10 protein-coding genes and 2 riboswitches are annotated in these 17,466 nt (G+C 54.6%); of the genes, 2 read left to right on the top strand and 8 right to left on the bottom strand.

Annotated features, from left to right (window positions below; translation table 11 throughout):
- Positions 1-149: 149 nt before the first annotated feature.
- Positions 150-788 carry a hypothetical protein gene (locus QZQ29_RS05250; protein WP_296960663.1) on the bottom strand — a complete coding sequence of 213 codons (639 nt, stop codon included), beginning with the start codon at positions 786-788 and terminating at the stop codon, positions 150-152.
- 12 nt (positions 789-800) lie between these two features.
- Positions 801-2,108 (bottom strand): nickel-dependent lactate racemase, encoded by a 1,308-nt coding sequence (gene larA / locus QZQ29_RS05245; protein ID WP_296960659.1) that lies wholly within the window; start codon positions 2,106-2,108, stop codon positions 801-803.
- A 516-nt stretch (positions 2,109-2,624) separates the two neighbouring features.
- Here larA and brnQ point away from each other — a divergent pair.
- Positions 2,625-3,959 carry a branched-chain amino acid transport system II carrier protein gene (gene brnQ / locus QZQ29_RS05240; protein ID WP_296960656.1) on the top strand — a complete coding sequence of 445 codons (1,335 nt, stop codon included), beginning with the start codon at positions 2,625-2,627 and terminating at the stop codon, positions 3,957-3,959.
- 469 nt (positions 3,960-4,428) lie between these two features.
- Here brnQ and QZQ29_RS05235 read toward each other — a convergent pair whose 3' ends face one another.
- From QZQ29_RS05235 to QZQ29_RS05215, 5 genes are all read right to left on the bottom strand, one after another.
- Positions 4,429-6,261, bottom strand: coding sequence for an S-layer homology domain-containing protein (locus tag QZQ29_RS05235; RefSeq protein ID WP_296960652.1), 1,833 nt, complete (start codon positions 6,259-6,261; stop codon positions 4,429-4,431).
- A 309-nt stretch (positions 6,262-6,570) separates the two neighbouring features.
- A complete protein-coding gene (gene thiW / locus QZQ29_RS05230; RefSeq protein WP_296960649.1) occupies positions 6,571-7,080 on the bottom strand; it encodes an energy coupling factor transporter S component ThiW in 510 nt (169 codons plus the stop codon).
- Positions 7,081-8,114: 1,034 nt separating this feature from the next.
- On the bottom strand, positions 8,115-9,500 hold the full coding sequence (locus tag QZQ29_RS05225; protein WP_296960646.1) for a sodium:alanine symporter family protein: 1,386 nt from the start codon (positions 9,498-9,500) through the stop codon (positions 8,115-8,117).
- 133 nt (positions 9,501-9,633) lie between these two features.
- Positions 9,634-9,733: riboswitch (glycine riboswitch) on the bottom strand.
- Positions 9,734-9,914: 181 nt separating this feature from the next.
- A complete protein-coding gene (locus QZQ29_RS05220) occupies positions 9,915-11,111 on the bottom strand; it encodes a dicarboxylate/amino acid:cation symporter (protein ID WP_296960644.1) in 1,197 nt (398 codons plus the stop codon).
- A gap of 754 nt (positions 11,112-11,865) precedes the next feature.
- Positions 11,866-13,311, bottom strand: a complete 1,446-nt coding sequence (locus QZQ29_RS05215) for a sodium:alanine symporter family protein (protein ID WP_366663866.1) — start codon at positions 13,309-13,311, stop codon at positions 11,866-11,868.
- Positions 13,312-13,425: 114 nt separating this feature from the next.
- A riboswitch (glycine riboswitch) is annotated at positions 13,426-13,529 on the bottom strand.
- Positions 13,530-13,953: 424 nt separating this feature from the next.
- On the opposite strand from QZQ29_RS05215, the gene QZQ29_RS05210 reads away from it, so the two are divergent.
- Complete coding sequence (locus QZQ29_RS05210; protein ID WP_296960638.1) at positions 13,954-14,385, top strand: hypothetical protein; 432 nt, start codon at positions 13,954-13,956, stop codon at positions 14,383-14,385.
- A gap of 617 nt (positions 14,386-15,002) precedes the next feature.
- Here QZQ29_RS05210 and QZQ29_RS05205 read toward each other — a convergent pair.
- On the bottom strand, positions 15,003-16,442 hold the full coding sequence (locus tag QZQ29_RS05205) for an AMP-binding protein (RefSeq protein ID WP_296960635.1): 1,440 nt from the start codon (positions 16,440-16,442) through the stop codon (positions 15,003-15,005).
- Positions 16,443-17,466 lie beyond the last annotated feature (1,024 nt).

Here is a 17,466-nt window from a genome sequence, read left to right as displayed (position 1 = left end):
GCGACGCGAATAGCGAGCTATTTAAGGAGCCTCATGACGAAGCAGTGCATAAAAATTCTTATAAAAGCAAACTCTATGAATTAATCAGTGCTTCCTTAATAGCACAAAAAAACTGCGATTTCGTCGCAGTTTTTTTATTGCTCCAAATGCTACGCCCTGAAATTCTTTTCTTCCCGAATCAGTTCTTCCAGCTCCTTCTTATCCACTTTGAAGGAGATGAGGTCCCCTTCGCCGTTGACGTATCTTACTTCGTAGGGCACGTCCAGAATTTCCTTCCGGGTAAAGCCGAAGTAACGGACGAAGTGGCTGTGGGGAAGGAGGCTGTCCACCGTGGGGTTCATGGTGTACCTTGGGAAAATGAATTTTCCGTCCTTCACCAGGACCAGGTGCTCCGCCCTGCCGCTGCCCTTGGTTTCGGTGGACCAGGAGATGAGGTGGTGCACCGGCACGTAGGCTGGCGCGATGAAGAGGACGTCCTGGTTTTGGAGGAGCTCTCCTTTGAAGTCCGAAGGGATGTCCAGAAGCCGCAGGGTTTCGGTGGAGGAAATGTAAAGTCCTGCGGTGTAGGGCGTCACCAGCACCACCTGGTTGGAGCCGATGGTGCCGTGGCGCATTTCCACGCCGTAGTGCATGGGATTTTCCAGGGAGCCGTGCTTTTTGATGGTTTTCCCCTTCTGCCACATGGTTTCGTAGGAGGAATCGTTCAAATGGATGAAATCGGCGGCTCCAGCAGTGAAAGAGAAGGACAGAGCCAGAGCGGCGGTGAAGGCAAGGATTGATTTCTTCATTTCATCATGTCCTTATTTCTTTAAGAAAGGAACAATAGCGCTGCCATGGGGGATGATGTTGATGGAGTAGTCCCTCTTTCCTTCTTTTGCCAGCTGTTTCTGCGCCAGCTCCCAGGCTTCTTCCACGGTGGCCACGGGAATCTGGTGGGTCTTTCCCCGGAGGATGTCGAAGTTTTCCGGCCGGGTGACGATGTACACCGTGTGGGTCATGGCGGTGATGAGGTTTTCAAAGGCCACGAAGAAGGGGATGGTGAAGCATTCCCGAAGACCCTTCTCCATGTCCTCCAGGTTCTTGTACTTGAAACTGCCCAGGTAGGCCGGCGGTTCCATAATGTCCTCCGCTTCAATCATGGTAATGATGATGCCGCCTTTTTTCGTGGCGATTTCAGCGGTGGTATAGCACTTGGTGCCCTGGTAGAGGTTCGTGTCCTTCGGGTAGCCGCCGGCGGAAACGATGGTCACGTCGGCCTGCTGTTTCATGGGCACCTTCTGCATGCGGTAGGTTTCCTTCGTCCCTTCCAGCCATGCCTTGTAGGGGTCGCCGCCTACCATGGAGGAAATTTCCCCCTCTTCGTTGATAATGGAGTGCACCAGGAAGCAGGGGCCCACCATGTCGCAGGCTTCCTGCATGTCATCGGACACCGGATTGCCTTCGATTTTCAAAAGTTTGGCATCCGGATTGAGGCCGCTTCCAAGCGTCGGTCCCAGGGCGTGGCAGTGGTTCTGCTGCACCGTCTCAAAGCCTGCCACGCCGGGGAGGATGAGCTTCCTGCCGCCGCCGAAGCCTGCCATGTCGTGGGTGGAAATGGCGTTGATAAGGATCACCTTATCCGCCTTGGCCACACGGGTATCAATCCACACGTCGGTGCCCAGTTTGGTGACGCCCATGTGGGTGAGCATGGATTTGTCCGTGGAAATATGCTGGTACATTTTGATGCGCCGTGCCACTTCTTCCCCTACGCAGGTCACATTTTCCTCGTCCGTATGGGGACGGTGGGTGCCCTGGGCAAAGACGATGTAAATATCATCATCCGGAATCCCCGCCAGATTCAGCTCGTTCACCACATGGACAGTAAATTCGGAAGCCCTGTTCCAGGCACGGGTAATGTCCGCCACCACCAGGCACACCTTATCCCCCTTCTTCACCAGCTCCTTGAGGGGCTTTGTGCCGATGGGATGGCGCATGCATTCGATGGTGGCCTCCTTCACGTCACAGGCAGGCGTGGGCACCCCTTCCAGCACATCGGAAATATGCTCCTCCGGGAGCATGACAGACTGCGTTCCATGGCCATAGGCCAGCTTGTATTCTTTCAGACCCATATGTTCCTCCATCTGTACACTCTCCGCCAAAGCGGCGGATTTTCTTTTTATTATACAGCCTTAGGGAAGTAGTGTCACTATGGGTATATGGCGGCATTCCCATGGGCGCGGAAGGGGCACGGCTTCGCCGTGGGTTGTGTAGAAGGGTTGTGGAGGGAGAAAAGGTTCAAAGGGTTCAGAGGGGAAGGTATCGCCCTTCGGGCGATGAGTATGAAGACAGCGTTACATGCTTACCTTCCCGCCTTACTCGTCATTCTGGGTCGGTCAGCCGACAATTGGAAAGCCCTTTTATGTGCAGACTAAGGGCCAACTTCGGCTGACTTGGAGGTCCTATGCAGGACCTCCACACAGTGAAGAATCTCGGTCCCTGCCGATATTGACTCAGACTAGCTCACTAGTCCACTAGCTCACCAGCTCACTAATATATTATTCACTTTTTTCATGCAAATCCTTAGAATTTATGATAAAATATCATTATGTTGTTTCGACGTATTTAAATAAAGAAATGGGAATTGTATGAAAAAGACTTCAAATGAATACATTGCTATCGGGCTCATGCTGTTTACCCTCTTTTTTGGCGCAGGAAATCTGATATTTCCTGCTTTTATGGGACAGAATTCCGGCTGGAATACCTGGTATGCCACGGCGGGATTTCTGATGACCGGCGTGGGGCTGCCCTTTGCTTCGGTGCTGGCCATCTGCTTTTCCGGGAAGAACCTGCAGGAACTGGCAGGACGGGTGAGCCCGGTGTACGGCATTCTTTTCAGCTGCGCCCTGTACCTCACCATCGGGCCCTTCTTTGCCATCCCCCGTACCGCCACGGTGTCCTATGAAATCGCCATTTCCCATTTCCTTCCAGGGGATATGAGAACCATGGGCCTTTACGGCTTCGTATTTCTTTTCTTCCTTCTTTCCTGGTACCTTTCCATCAGTCCTTCCAAGCTGGTGCCCCGTATCGGCAAGTGCATTACGCCGCTGCTTCTGGCGTTCCTTTTCATCCTCATCGCCGCGTCCCTCTTCCTTCCCATGGGAAGCTGGATGGCGCCGTCTCCTGCCTACGACACGCCGGTGAAGGCCTTTTCTTCGGCGCTCTTGGAGGGCTACAATACCATGGACTGCCTGGCGGGCCTGGTGTTCGGCGTCATTGTGGTGGAATCCATCCGCCTCTACGGTCTGTCGTCCAATCGTGAAATCGCAGCGGCTGCGCTGAAGTCCGGTCTCATTTCCACGTTCTTCATGTTCCTTATCTACGCCGCCCTCTGCACCCTGGGCGCCTCTTCCGTCGCCGTGCTGGGACACGTGGAAAACGGCGCTCCCGTACTGGTGGGGGCTGCGTCCTTCTATTTCGGAAATATGGGGAGTCTCCTTCTGGGTATCATCGTCATCCTGGCCTGCCTCACCACCTCCATCGGCCTCATCGCTTCCTGCGCCGCCTATTTCCACACCCTTCTTCCCCGCTTCTCCCATAAGGCCTGGGCCACCTTCTTCACCGTCCTTTCCTTCTTCATCGCCCTCTTCGGCCTCTCCGCCATTATCAAAGGCGCCATTCCGGTGCTTCTTTTCCTCTATCCCCTGTCCATTTCCCTCATCCTCCTCACCTTCCTGAACGATTTCTTCCATGGCAGCCGGAAGGTGTACATCCTGGCCACCGCCTTCACCTTCTTCCCCTCCCTCTATGACGCCCTGAAAGCGGCGGGGCTCTCCATGCCCCGGCTGGAGGCATTCATGGAATCCCTCCCCCTGTCTTCCTCCAACATGTCCTGGCTCCTCTTCTTCGCCGCCGGCCTCCTTCTGGGGCTCCTGTGGGAAAAGGCAGCGGAAATCGTGGAAGACGGGAAAGCGGAGGAATAGGGTTCAGCGCCCTTTGGGCGCTGAAGGTTGACAGCCCTAAAGGGCCGAAGGTTCTTAAGGTTCTAAAGTTTGATAGGCCCTGCGGGCCTGAGGGTGGTGGTATCGCCATTGGACACGCCCTTTGGGCGTGAGGGTTCAGAGGGTTCAAAAGGTTCAGAGGGTTCAAAGGGTTGTGGTATCGCCCTTCGGGCGATGAGTATATAGCCGCCTGTCGGCGGCGGCATATAAAACTGCCCTCTGAACCAGCCCGCTCTGTGGGCGGAACCGGAGCCGCCAAGGGCGTGAGCCCAATGGCGGCTTGAACCCGGGCGCCAAAGGCGCCTGAACCCTTTTGCTTTCGGGAATACCGTTATTTACTTCTACCCCATTCTCCCCTCTGCGGCCATTGGCCGCCGGTTCCTTCGGGAATATGTCTGCCAACAGAAAAACCGGATGATTTCTCATCCGGTTTTTTCATGCCACAATTCGATTATTTAATGTATGCCGTAGCTTTCAGCATGAACATGTTGTCCATTTTCCGTCCACCCATGTCTTTGGCATTGAAGCCGTATTCCGCATCAATGATGAGGCCTCTCATGGGGACGAAAGAGGCTTTGGCCAGGAAGAATTTAGCGCCGCCGTAGTTCTTATTGGAAGAGTAGGTGCCGTTTGCCTTATCTTCCAGCACATCGGCAATGTAGGCCGGTACGTTCTTCATGCCATGCCAGTTCTTGTATACATGGCCCATGTACTGGTCCACAATGTCATTGGAGGAGCCGCCGAAGTAGCTGCCTGCCTGGCTGTATACGTAGTCCAGACCCACTTCGAAGGAGCCGCCCTGGAGAATATCGGCGGTGCCGTAGTGAAGGCCGTAGTTGAAGCTGTAGGGCCGTTCTTCATTCAGAGGGAGCTTGCGCATATTCTTGACGAATTCGCCCTGTACATGCCACATGGGGGTTACGTAGTAGGCGCCGGCAAAACCGTAGGCCTTGCAGATTTTGCCTACCGGACCGTTGGCAGTCATGCCGTAGGCATGGAATTCCCACTGCTTCGGTTTCTTGAAAATGTAGGAAGCATAGGTCACCGGCACATCCTGGTCGCTGCCCCAGTCTTCATTCTGCATAAATACGGCAGTGCCATTATTAATGGTCATACCGCCAGCAGACATGCTGTTAATTTTAGTCAACGTACCCATGATGGTCGTTGGATCCACCTTCAGCTGTCCAGCCAGTGTGCCTACAGCCTGCTTCATAGCCCCCTCCTGCACAGAAGCCGGAAGAGATTTAATATGTTCCACATTATCTACAATGCTATTAATCACAGCTTCTCTGGCAGCTGCATTTCCCCCGGTAACGCGATTGATGGCCTGGTTAAATTCCCCATTTTCTGCGGAAAGAACGGCGGAAATGAGACCTGCATTGCTGCCGGAGCCTTTGATATCCATACCATGAATCATGGGGCGGGTATAGTTATAGTTGATATCCGTAGCGCGGCCATGGGCGATGGTGAAACGGCCGCCCTGGCGGTAGTCGCCGAAGGAGATGAAGGCGCCTTTGAACTGGCCGTCGTAGGTGTAGCCGGTGACACCCATTTTAACGGGGAACTGGCCAATGCCGATGAGGTTTTTGGAGGGACCGAAGGGGAGCTTGGAGGTATCCTGTTTCTTTCCGAAGTGGTAGGTAGCCCACAGGCGGTTCATGTGGAAGTCGCCATCGCCGTAGCCGGTCCTTGTTTTATCGGCGTCGCTGCTTTCGCGGCTGGACCAGTCCTGGCGGTTCGGGTCGAAGGGAGTGGAGCCGTTCATGCTCATGGTGGTTTCCAGCTGGCTGTACACGGTGCTTCTGTCGTTTACATTGGCCATGGTGTTGATGCGCACCCGAAGGCTCAGTTCGTCGTGGCTGGATTTGCTGTCCTTATATACATTGTCATAGCGGGGAATGTCCTGCACCCGGAGTTCCGTAATGGTGGAGAGGTTTCCTGTCTTCTTTTCCAGTTCCTTCACCCGGACGCCCAGGTTCTGAAGGTCGTCGGCGTATTCAGCAGACAGCTTCTGCACCATGGCTTTCTGGCTGTCATTGAGGCTGTCTTCCTTTGCCATGAGGCGGGCGATGATCTGGGCCAGTTCGTAGCGGCTCACATTCTTATCTCCCTTGAAGGTGCCATCGGGATAGCCGTCCACCACGCCCTGGTCGGACAGCTGGGATACGGCCTGGTAGGCCCAGGAGGATGTATCCACATCGGCAAAAGGATTGGCGGCGGAAACGGTAAAAGCGGCGGTCGCAAACAGGGCGGCCATGGCGGTTTTCAGAAGGCAGTGTCTCATTTTCTCTCCCCGGAGCTTTCGGTAAGCTCTCTTAAATTCTCAAATGGATTTTTATTTTTAAAACGATAGTATGAAATTGAATGATTTTTAGCTTATGAAACTAAAACATTATACCCCGTATTGAATCAGTCTGTCAATAGGAATTAGCACCTGATGATAAAATAGCAAGGATAGCCTGTTTTCCGTACTAAAAAGCATATAGCATCCATAAAAAAAGAGACCACCGACGGTCTCTTTTGAGAAAATTTCCATGTTCTTCCTTTTTGAATCCGCTCCAAAGGCGCTTCGATTTCATTCAGGAACCACTTTTTATCTCATTTTGATGAATTCTGTTTGAATTATACGGGCGCTCTTCAAAACCACATAGGCAATGACACAGCCGGCGCCGCAGGAAATGGAAAAGAGGGATACATAGAAGAGGGCGCCCTTGGAGGAACCCATGAAGAGGGCTGCTATGGGATAGGAAACCAGGCCGCCGATGATGGAGGTGCCCACGAATTCCCCCAGCACCGCCGCCCACAGGGTGTGAAGACGACTGTAGAGGAACCCCGACAGGAAGGCTCCGATCATGGAGCCCGGAAAGGCCAGAAGGCTTCCGGTGCCCAGAAGATTCCGAATCACCGACGTGCAGAACGCTGCCGACGTGCTGTACCGGCTGCCGCAGAGCACCGCCAGAAAAATATTAATCATGTGCTGCAGTGGAAAAGCCCTGGTCACCCCCAGGGGAAAAGAAAAAAGCGGGGAAAGGAGCACCGCCGCCCCCGTCAAAAGAGCCGCCAGCACCCATTTCCGAAATGGTTTGTCTTCTGCGTAATTCATGGCTTCCTCCTGATTTGGTAGATTTATGTATAGCATAACACTTGGGGACTTGCGAGGAAAGGGCAGAATGGCGGCCGCTGCGCGGCCGGGTTCAGAGGGTTCAGAAGGTTCAAAGGGTTCAGAGGGGAAGGTATCGCCCTGCGGGCGATGAGTATTATATGCCGCCGTTTGGCGGCCCCCTTCCACCGCTTGCGCGGTCCCCCTCCCCCCTGACAAGCAGGGGGAGGCAAGGGCGTTACGGATTTTGCCTTCCCGCCCAGCATCGTCTTTCTAAACGCAGTGAAGAATCTTGGTGTGCAGAGCATTTGAGACAGTCATCAATAAATGCCATTCTGCAGGAAAAACCATACAACTGCGCTGACGCGCGTGGAAATGCACCCCTTCTGCCTACGGCACCTCCCCCGGAGGGGTGCACAGCGAACATGATTTGAAGGAGCGAAGCAACGCGCAAATCATAGTGAGTCGTTTCACCTTTAGGTGGAGGTTTTAGCGGCGCTATGCCTTGAGTTGCTTGTGAGTTTAGAAGCTGAGCGTAGAGCAGACTTCCCCCTCCGGGGTGGCAAAGGAACTGGATTCGTAGGGACCGTAGGTGCGTATTCTGCATAGAATACGCAAGGCCGGATAAGTAGGCGCCTAGCCTGCCCATAAAGGCGCTTACCTTTGGGCATCCGGCCCGATGTCTGAGAATCCAGTGACATGCTTCCCTTTAGGAGAAGTACCGCCGTAGGCAGGGATAGGGGTGCATTTCCATTGTGGGGACCCTGCATAGGGTCTCCAAGTCGGGCGAAGTTGGTCCTTAGCCTGCACATAAAAGGACCTTCCAATGAATCGCCCGACCGATGCCGCAGGCGCGGTTGTATGGTTTTCGCTGCCGCCTGCGGCGGCATTATAAAAACTCATCGCCGCAACGCGGCGATACCTTCCCCTCTGAACCTTCTGAACCTTTTGAACCTTCTGAACCCGCCTGCCTTCGGGAATACAATTTCCCGCCGCCAGTGTCTCCATAAAGAAACCGGGCCGCAGCCCGGTTTCTTTTATTTCTTTCCTATTCTTCTTGCTTTGTAGGCTTTCAGTTTGGCATCCCTGATGGCCAGATGGTTGAAGTATTTCTTGGTTTCTGCCGTAATGACGCCGGAGAGGCCCAGAAGGGCGATGAGGTTCGGGATGGCCATGAGGCCGTTCACGATGTCCGCCAGGGACCAGATGGCTTCGAGCTTGAGGAAGACAGCGGAGGCCAGGATGGCGATGTAGCCGATGCGGTAGAGTTTGATGGTCTTTGTGCCGAAGAGGTATTCCCAGCACCGTTCGCCGTAGTAGTTCCAGCCGATGATGGTGGTGAAAGCGAAGAGGGTGAGGGAGATGGTGAGGATGAAGGGGGCCAGGCTCCCGTAGGTGGTGGCAAAGGCGGCCTGGGTCATTTCGGCGCCGTTGGTGGTGCCGGTCCATACGCCGGATACGATGATGGTGAGGCCGGTTAATGTGCAGATGATGATGGTGTCGATGAAGGTGCCGGTCATGGAAATGAGGCCCTGTTCCGCAGGCCACTTGGTTTTAGCGGCGGCGGCTACGATGGGGGCGCTGCCCAGGCCGGATTCGTTGGAGTAGAGGCCTCTGGCGATGCCGCTCCGGATGGTGAGCATAATGCCGGCGCCGGCGAAGCCGCCGGCAGCTGCGGTGCCGTTGAAAGCGCCGCTGATGACTTCACCCACCGCATGGGGCAGTTCAGAGGCGTTCATGATAAGGAAAATGACAGTGACAATAAAGTAGATGACTGCCATGGCCGGTACGATTTTGGAGGCGGCCTTGGAAATGGACTGGAGGCCGCCGAAGGTGATGATGGCTACCAGGATGGTGACGATGGCGCAGGTGATGTAGGTGGAAACGCCGAATCCTGCGTTCACGGAGGAAATGATGGCGTTCATCTGGGTGGTGGTGCCGCTACCCAGCATGGCGGTCATAATGCCGAAGAGGGCAAAGGCCACAGCCAGGGGTTTCCATTTCTTGCCAAGTCCCATTTCAATGTAGTACATAGGACCGCCGGCAATATTTCCCTGGTCGTCCACCTGCCGGAATTTCACGGCCAGGCAGCCTTCGGAGAATTTGGTGGCCATGCCGAAGAAGGCGGCCAGCCACATCCAGAAGAGGGCCCCCGGGCCGCCGAGTTTGATGGCGGTGGCCACGCCTACGATGTTGCCGGTGCCCACGGTGGCTGCCAGGGCGGTGCAGAGGGCCTTGAAGGAATCAATGTCCCCGTCCCCCTTGTTTCTTGCGAAGAAAATGAGTTTCAGCGCCCTCGGCAGCTTCATGACCTGCAGGAATCCCAGCCGACAGGACAGGAATACGCCGGTGCCCACCAGAAGGATGAGGAGCCAGGGCCCCCACACGATACTGTCGATTTGGTTCAATACATCTACTAACATAGAAACAACCTCCCCTGAATCCTATAGATTCACTACCCGCATTTCCTTTTAAAAAGCTTCCATTCTTCCTCTCCACAATAAAACCGCCGGCTCAGTAAAACAAAACAGAGCCGGCGGTCATTGGTTTCAATCACCACCCGGCTCTGTCCTTTTGCCTGAGAGATTACAGCCGGAAATCCGGCCTGTGCACCTTCGGCGCCCGGGAATGCCCGGGGCTCTCCAGAGTTTGTCCGCATGCAGTTTCGTGTTCAATGAACGCCTGATAGTGTTACTCCTTCGGCAGACCCTGGGGAATCGCTGCCGATTAAACCGGCGTTTTCCTTAGTGTCTTTTTCCGCATGCATCATCCACTTGTGAAGTTGTCACTATTATAAATTATCATGGAGAAATAAACAATATGCTTCTATGACTTTATTATTCCTTTTCCGTAGCATTCACCACCACTGCCACAGCGGCGTCGCCGGTGATGTTGAGGCAGGTACGGAACATATCCAGCACCCTGTCGATACCGGCTACCAGAGCCAGCCCTTCCATGGGAAGGCCCACGGACTGGAGCACCATGGCCAGCATGATGAGCCCTGCACCGGGCACGCCGGCGGTACCGATGGAAGCCAGGGTGCCGGTCAAAACGATCATCATCATCTGGTCCATGGTGAGGGGAATGCCGAATACGTTGGCAATGAAGAGGGAGCAGATGCCCATGTACAGCGCCGTGCCGTCCATGTTAATGGTAGCTCCCAGCGGCAGGACGAAGGAAGCGATGTCCCGCTTCACACCCAGTTTCGTCTGCACGTTCTGCATGTTCACAGGCAGGGTGCCGGCGGAGGAGCAGGTGGTAAAGGCAATGGCCATGGCCTCCGACATGCCCCGGAAGAACTTCAGGGGACTCATGTGGGCGGCAATGGTGGTCATGGAAGAATACACGCACAGCGCATGAATGACGCTGCCCACGGCCATGCAGATGATGACGGAAAGAAGGGGCAGCAGCACCTTCGGGCCGTTCTGCACCACCACCGGAAGGAGGAGGCAGAATACGCCGACGGGGGCGGTCTTCATAATCATGCCGATAATCTTATAGCACACTTCCGCAGAGGCGTCGAAGAAGGTAATCAGCGTTTCCGCCCGTTTGCCGCCTACGGATACAATGCCGGCCCCTACGAAAAGGGCGAAAATGATAACCGGCAGAATGTCCGCCTTCGCCATGGAGGCAATGGGGTTGGCAGGAATCATATTCACGAAGACCTGCATAATGGTGGGCGCTTCCTTCACCTTCGGCGCCGCCGCATCCGTAGGCAGGGCCATGCCGATGCCCGGCTGGACCACGCCGGCCACCACGAAGCCAATGACAATGGCAATGGCCGTGGTCACCAGATAAATGCAAAGCGTCTTCACGCCGATACGGCCCAGTTTCTTCATATCCCCCATGGAGGTCATGCCCACCACCAGGGAACAGAAAACAACCGGAACAATCATCATTTTGATAAGGTTAATAAACATGGTGCCGATAGGCGCAATCCACGTCTTCACCGGAGCTGCCGCCCCGTCCCCCAGCACCAGGCCCACCACCACGGACAGGACCAGGGAAATAAAAATTTGTACAGATAAGTTCATAACGTGCCCTCCCTCATATACTTGCACTTATTATTTACCCTATTATAGCAAATATATATCAGCGGACCAATATATTTATGAAATCTTTTATACATTTCTATATATATTGAAATTGAATAGTCAATAAAATATGGGAATAATACCATTTGAATTATAATTCATGGAATATGGACGGTTTGGTTATTAATTGGGGCCGCCGCACAAATCTTTATTGTGCCCCCGCTTGCGGGGGAAAGGTGGTGGCGCCAGCCACCAAAGGGGGAGGGCACGCAGGGCCCAAGGATGTGTTAAGAAGGCAGCAGAGGGTTCAAAGGGATGCGCCCTTTGGGCGTGGCTTCGCCCCGAAGGTTGTGGCCGCCTGCGGCGGCGGGTTGTGTAGAAGGGTTATGTAAAAGGGTTCTAAAGATTGACCGGCCTACGGCCGGAGGGTTCTTAAGTTTGACAGCGGCCTTCGGCCGCTGAGGGTGTGGATAGCCGCCTTTGGCGGCTATGAGTATGAAATCAGCGTTACGTACTTACCTTCCCGCCCCACCGGTCATTCTGACCCCGGGCGAAGAATCTCGGTACATGTAGATAGTGACACTTACTAGTCCACTAGTTCACCAGCTCACTAGCCCACTAAAGAATCCCGTTCGGCAGGAAGGCATGGTTAATCTGAATTCCCAAGCGCAAGAGGGTTCAACAGTTCCTGCACCGCCATCACAAAACCCCGGCCTTTCGGCCGGGGTTTTTGATTTCACAATGCGGAGACATACTAGATTTTCACGGATTCATTAGCCGTTTCATGGGCCAGTGCTTTTTTGGCCGCCTTTTCCTGGCGGATCACTTCCTGGAAGGAGAAGACTTCTTCCTTAATCACAGGGGAGAGAACCAGGATGGAGATGAGGTTCGGGATGGCCATGAGGGCGTTGGCGATGTCGGAGAGGTTCCATACCAGGTCCAGGGTCTGGGTGGCGCCTACGAATACCACAAGGGAGAAGACGACACGGTAAATGATGTTGTATTTATGGGTGCCGAAGAGGTATTCCCAGGCTTTTTCGCCATTGTATTCCCAGCCCAGGATGGTGGAGTAGGCGAAGAGGATGATGCCGATGGAGACGATGTAGCTGCCTGCCGTGCCCAGGTGGGTGGAGAAGGCGGCCATGGTGAGAGCCACGCCGGTCAAAGGCTTGCCGTCGGCGCCCAGGGTGCCGAGAACGCCGGAGGAGGCGATGGTGAGGCCGGTGATGGAGCATACGATGATGGTATCAATGAAGGTGCCGGTCATGGAAATATACCCCTGTCTTGCAGGACGGTCGGTGGTGGAAGCGGCAGCGGAAATGGCAGCCGAGCCCAGGCCGGCTTCGTTGGAGAAGCAGCCTCTGGCCACGCCGAAGCGGACCGCATTCATGACGGACACGGTAATGGTGCCTACCACACCGCCTTCCACGGCGGAGGGGTCGAAGGCCATCATGAGGATGAGGTATAAACCGTGAGGAATATTTTCATAATTAATAACAATGCAGAGCAGGCCGGCCAGGATGTAGAAGGCAGCCATGCCTGGAACCACCACGGAGGAAACCTTGGAAATGGAGGTAATGCCGCCTACGATGACCGCCAGGGTGAGCACCGTGAGCACGGCGCCGACGATGGTGGTGGAAATGCCGAAGGTGGTTTCCACAGCGGTGCTGATGGAGTTGGCCTGGGTCATGTTGCCGATGCCGAAGGACGCGATGACGGCGAAGAAAGCAAAGAGGGTGCCCATGATGAGGCCGGCTCTCCGGTTCTTGAAGCCGTTCTTCATGGTGAACATGGGGCCGCCCTTCATTTCACCCTTCGCATTCACTTCGCGGTACTTGAAGCCCAGCATACATTCGGAAAACTTGGTGGACAGTCCGAAGCAGGCAGAAAGCCACATCCATACCAGGGCGCCGGGGCCGCCGGCAAACATGGCAGTGGCCACACCGACGATATTACCGGTGCCGATGGTGGCAGCCAGGGCCGTCATGAGGGCGGAGAAAGGCGATACGTCGCCGCTGCCGCGGCTGGTGGTGCGGGCATCATGGCCGAATACGCTCTTCAGCGCATAGGGCAGGTTCCGCCAGGTGAGGAAGCGGAGGCTTACGGTCATATAAATGCCCGTGCCTACCAGCAGAATCAGCATGACAGGCCCCCATACGAACCCGTCAATGGTACCTACAAGTTGATTAATCTGTGCCATGTCCATAATCATGTCCCCCTTGTTTCCCGTAATTGTTGTCATAAACAAAAAATCGCCGCACTCAGGCTCCAAAGAGACTGATGCTGGCGTAACAGAAAACACGGGAGTTACCCATGTGCCAGCCCTGTCCTTTTGCCTGAGAGATTCGGAATTTCTACGGGTGAAATTCCTTTACACCTTCGGCTCCCAATTGAATGGGACTCTCCAGAGATGTGTCCGTACACAGTTTCGTGTTCTTCTGAACGCCTGATAGTATTACTCCTTCGGCAGAGGACCCTTTCGGCTCTCATTTTTCAGTGTACATCATCCACCAGTATGGTACGGTGCCCCGTACATTTCTCCGTCACCTCTGCGTTGTCTGAATTCCTGCAGAAAAGTGATTTAACCAAATTATACACTAGAATCAAAAAATTGCAATATGACTATGTATATTTGTTTTTCATCGATTTCCTACGTTTTTATTCGTTTTACAGATAAATGCTCATGCAAACGGAGAAATGGATTTCACCGCTTGATTTCAAACATCAGTTCTATTATAATCTATAAGGAACTAACGTTCTTATTGGGAAGATGCAGAAAACGTCCAGCCGTTTCCTACCCGATACAAACAGGAACAGAAATGAATGATAGAGGAGGAAAGAAATGGAACCTTCACAGATTGCAGCACTCATTCCCATCATGAACGGCCCCGCCCGGGGCTGCATGGTGGTTTACGAAGACGGAAGGCGCTGCCGCCGCTTCTGCAGCGTGGAGCGGTATATGAACACCCTGGCCGCCTTCATGGGAAACGACAACCGGGCCTGCCGGAAACTGTTCGACGGGAAACGGGGTACCGGCGTCCTTCTGAACGACGGCAGCATCTTCGTGCAGATCCGCATGGCCGACCGGGTGCCCACCCTGGGCTACGTCCGTCTGGACGCCATCCGCGGCTTCTACACCGGAGACAGCGGCAAATGCGTCCTCCGCCTTTCCGGAGAGGAAGAGCTGGAAACCCGCTGGAAACTGGCCACCGTGGATAAACATATCCGCATGGTACAGAAAATGCTGGAAGGAAGGGAACTGCCGGAGCTATAAGGGGCCGCCATAGGACACGCCCTTTCGGGCGTGAGGGTTGACGGCCCTTCGGGCCGAGGGTTCTCTCGTTCTAAAGTTTGACAGCCACTTCGTGGCTGAGGGTTGTGGTATTGCCCATGGGGCCGCTGCGCGGCCCGGGTTCAAAAGGTGCAGAGGGTTCAAAGGGTTCAAAGGGTTGTGGTATCGCCCTTACGGGCGATGAATATAAAGTCGGCGTTACGCGCTTTCCCGCCGGACACAGTCATTCTGAGCGCCAGCGAAGAATCTTGGTACATGCCGTTTATGAGACAAATGGCAGTAAATACCGGTCGGCGGGAAGGCACCGCTGGCACCACTGGTTATGTAGAAGGGTTGTATAGAAGGGTTAACGGCCCTTCGGGCCGAGGGTTCTCTCGTTCTAAAGTTTGACAGCCGCTGCGCGGCAATGAGTATATATGCCGCCTATCGGCGGCATATAAAATTCATCGCCGCGAAGCGGCGATACCTTCCCCTCTGAACCCTTTGAACCATTTGAACCTTCTGAACCCCCTTGCTATCAGGAATACCGTAAGCACCGTTAATGGCACACATAAAAAGAGCAGCCTTGTGGCTGCTCTTTTTGCATGCTTTTTCAAATCTCAATTATCCCGAAGCGCCCGTTTCAGGATCTTTCCTGTGGCATTCTTCGGCAGGGCATCCATGGGGATGAAGCGGCGGGGAATTTTGTAGCTGGCAATGTTCTTGGACATGTGCTTCCTGATTTTATTTTCATCAAAATCATAGCCATCCTTCATGACCACGTAGGCCCATACCGCCTGGCCGCGGAGGGGGTCCGGATGGCCTACCACAGCACATTCCGCCACGCCTTCCACTTCGTAAATGCAATCCTCCACTTCGCCGGGGTAAATATTTTCCCCGTTCACAATAATCAAATCCTTGATGCGGTCCACAATGTAGATGTACTTGTCGGCATCCATGTAGGCCAGGTCGCCGGTGCGGAGCCAGCCGTCTTCGGAGAGGACCTTTTTCGTTTCCTCCGGCTTATTCCAGTAGCCCTTCATGACATTGGAACCCCGCACCATGAGTTCGCCCACCGTGCCGGGCTCATAGGGGCCGCCGCTTTCGGTGCGGATGTAAGCCTCCACGCCGGGGAGCACGGGGCCGCTGGTGAGGTACTTCGGTTTCGCGCTGGGAAGGACGCAGACCACCGGCGATGCTTCGGTGAGGCCGTAGCCTTCCTGCACGGGATGGCGGAAGCGGAAATAGAAGGCCTGGGCCACGGGCTGGGGAATGGAGGCGCCGCCGGAAATGAAGGTGTGCACCGTTTTCATCACCGAAGGATCGCCCCGCCTTGCCAGCAGATTGTACATAGGCGGCACCATGATGGCAATGGTGACGGAATGTTCCACAATGGTATTGATGATTTCCGTGGGACTCTTGGACCTTAAGATGACAATGGTGGAATGGGCGTAGAGGCCCGCATTCACCACGGTGGTAAGGCCGTAGCAGTGGAACATGGGCAGTACGCAGAGCACCTTGTCTTCCGGTTTGAAGACAATGCGGGAAATGAACTGCTCCACATTGCCCACCAGATTCCGATGGGTCAGCATGGCCCCCTTCGGACTGCCGGTGGTGCCGGAGGTATAGACCAGGGCGCATACGTCGTCTTCCGTAATATCTTCCGGAAACCGGGGCGCTTCGGGGCAGGTATCCTCGGAAGCCTTGAAATCCAGGTCATGGATGTCAATGGAAGGACAGGAGACTTCCAGGGCCGTATCCGTCACCAGAAGCGTGGCGCCGGCGTCTTTGATAATGTAGTCCACTTCCCGGTCCACCAGGGAATTGTTCACCGGAATGATGATGGCCCCCAGGCTTACCACAGCCAGATAGACATACACAAATTCCGGCCGGTTGGCGGAATACAGGGCCACCCGGTCGCCCCTGCCTACACCCATATGATACAGGCAGTTCCGATAGCGGCGAAGCTCCTCTTCCATTTCTCCATAGGTTACCCTGGATTCTCCCTCAAACACCGCATGGGCAGGGTCTGCTCCTTTTATAATTTCATGTAAAAACATTTCGCACCTCTCTAACTGATAACAGTACCATTTTAGCAAAAAAATAGAATTCTTTCAAATTTCCGCCCTGTTCTTGGGAAAGGAGAGAGTACGGCGCCGCGGAGCGGCCCGGGTTCAGAGGGTGGTGGTATCGCCGCTTCGCGGCGATGAGTATGAAATCAGCGTTACGGGAATGCCTTCCCGCCCAGCATCGTCATTCTGAGCGGCAGCGAAGAATCTCGGTATACTGCACATTTAGGACAGTGCTAATAAATACCAGTCGGCGGGAAGGCATGGTTAAGCTGAATCCCCGAGCACAGGAGAGTTCAGAGGGGAGGGTTCTCGGCCCTTCGGGCCGAAGGTTATGGCCCACTAAAGGGGAAACGACTCACTACATTTTGTGCGTCGCTTCGCTCCTTCATCCTCTGCTGTCACTGACTCACTGGATTTTCGGGGCGCTGTCGCTTCCCTACAAATCCAGTTCGCATAGTGCAAAATGTGTTCGCTGTGCACCGCCTGCAGCGGCGGGTTGTGTAGAAGGGGGCGACGGCCCTGTCGGGCCGAGGGTGGTGGTATCGCCCAAGGGGCCGCTGCGCGGCCGGGTTCAGAGGGTGATGGTACCGCCGCTTCGCGGCGATGAATATATATGCCGCCTATCGGCGGCAAAAACCTTTACAACCGCGCCTGCGGCGCGTGGAAATGCACCCCTTTTGGTGCTAACGCACCACCTTTCCCCCGGAGGGGGAACTTTACTCTCCACTCAGCTTTTGTACTCATAAGTACCACAATGCAGCACCATCAGAATCCCCCCCACCAGGATGGCAAGCGAACGTGATTTATAAGGGAGCGCAGCGACTTGAAAATCACGTGAGACGCTTTACCGTGAAGCAGACGCCGCCGCAGGCGGCTATATACTCATCGCCCGACAGGGCGATACCACCACCCTTTGAACCATTTGAACCATTTGAGTCGAGTAGACGGAATCAGATTACTCTGTCCGCCCCTCACAGAACCGTACTTGCAGTTTTCCCGCATACGGCTCTTA

This window comes from uncultured Dialister sp. (genome assembly GCF_900538805.1).
Lineage (GTDB): Bacteria > Bacillota > Negativicutes > Veillonellales > Dialisteraceae > Dialister.
This window is presented reverse-complemented; position numbering and strand designations above follow the sequence as displayed.

Bases quoted from the DNA above. Each gene is read 5' to 3' on its own strand.
- QZQ29_RS05250 (WP_296960663.1), bottom strand. From the start codon at position 788: ATGAAGAAATCAATCCTTGCCTTCACCGCCGCTCTGGCTCTGTCCTTC.
- larA (WP_296960659.1), bottom strand. From the start codon at position 2,108: ATGGGTCTGAAAGAATACAAGCTGGCCTATGGCCATGGAACGCAGTCT.
- brnQ (WP_296960656.1), top strand. From the start codon at position 2,625: ATGAAAAAGACTTCAAATGAATACATTGCTATCGGGCTCATGCTGTTT.
- QZQ29_RS05235 (WP_296960652.1), bottom strand. From the start codon at position 6,261: ATGAGACACTGCCTTCTGAAAACCGCCATGGCCGCCCTGTTTGCGACC.
- thiW (WP_296960649.1), bottom strand. From the start codon at position 7,080: ATGAATTACGCAGAAGACAAACCATTTCGGAAATGGGTGCTGGCGGCT.
- QZQ29_RS05225 (WP_296960646.1), bottom strand. From the start codon at position 9,500: ATGTTAGTAGATGTATTGAACCAAATCGACAGTATCGTGTGGGGGCCC.
- QZQ29_RS05220 (WP_296960644.1), bottom strand. From the start codon at position 11,111: ATGAACTTATCTGTACAAATTTTTATTTCCCTGGTCCTGTCCGTGGTG.
- QZQ29_RS05215 (WP_366663866.1), bottom strand. From the start codon at position 13,311: ATGGCACAGATTAATCAACTTGTAGGTACCATTGACGGGTTCGTATGG.
- QZQ29_RS05210 (WP_296960638.1), top strand. From the start codon at position 13,954: ATGGAACCTTCACAGATTGCAGCACTCATTCCCATCATGAACGGCCCC.
- QZQ29_RS05205 (WP_296960635.1), bottom strand. From the start codon at position 16,442: ATGTTTTTACATGAAATTATAAAAGGAGCAGACCCTGCCCATGCGGTG.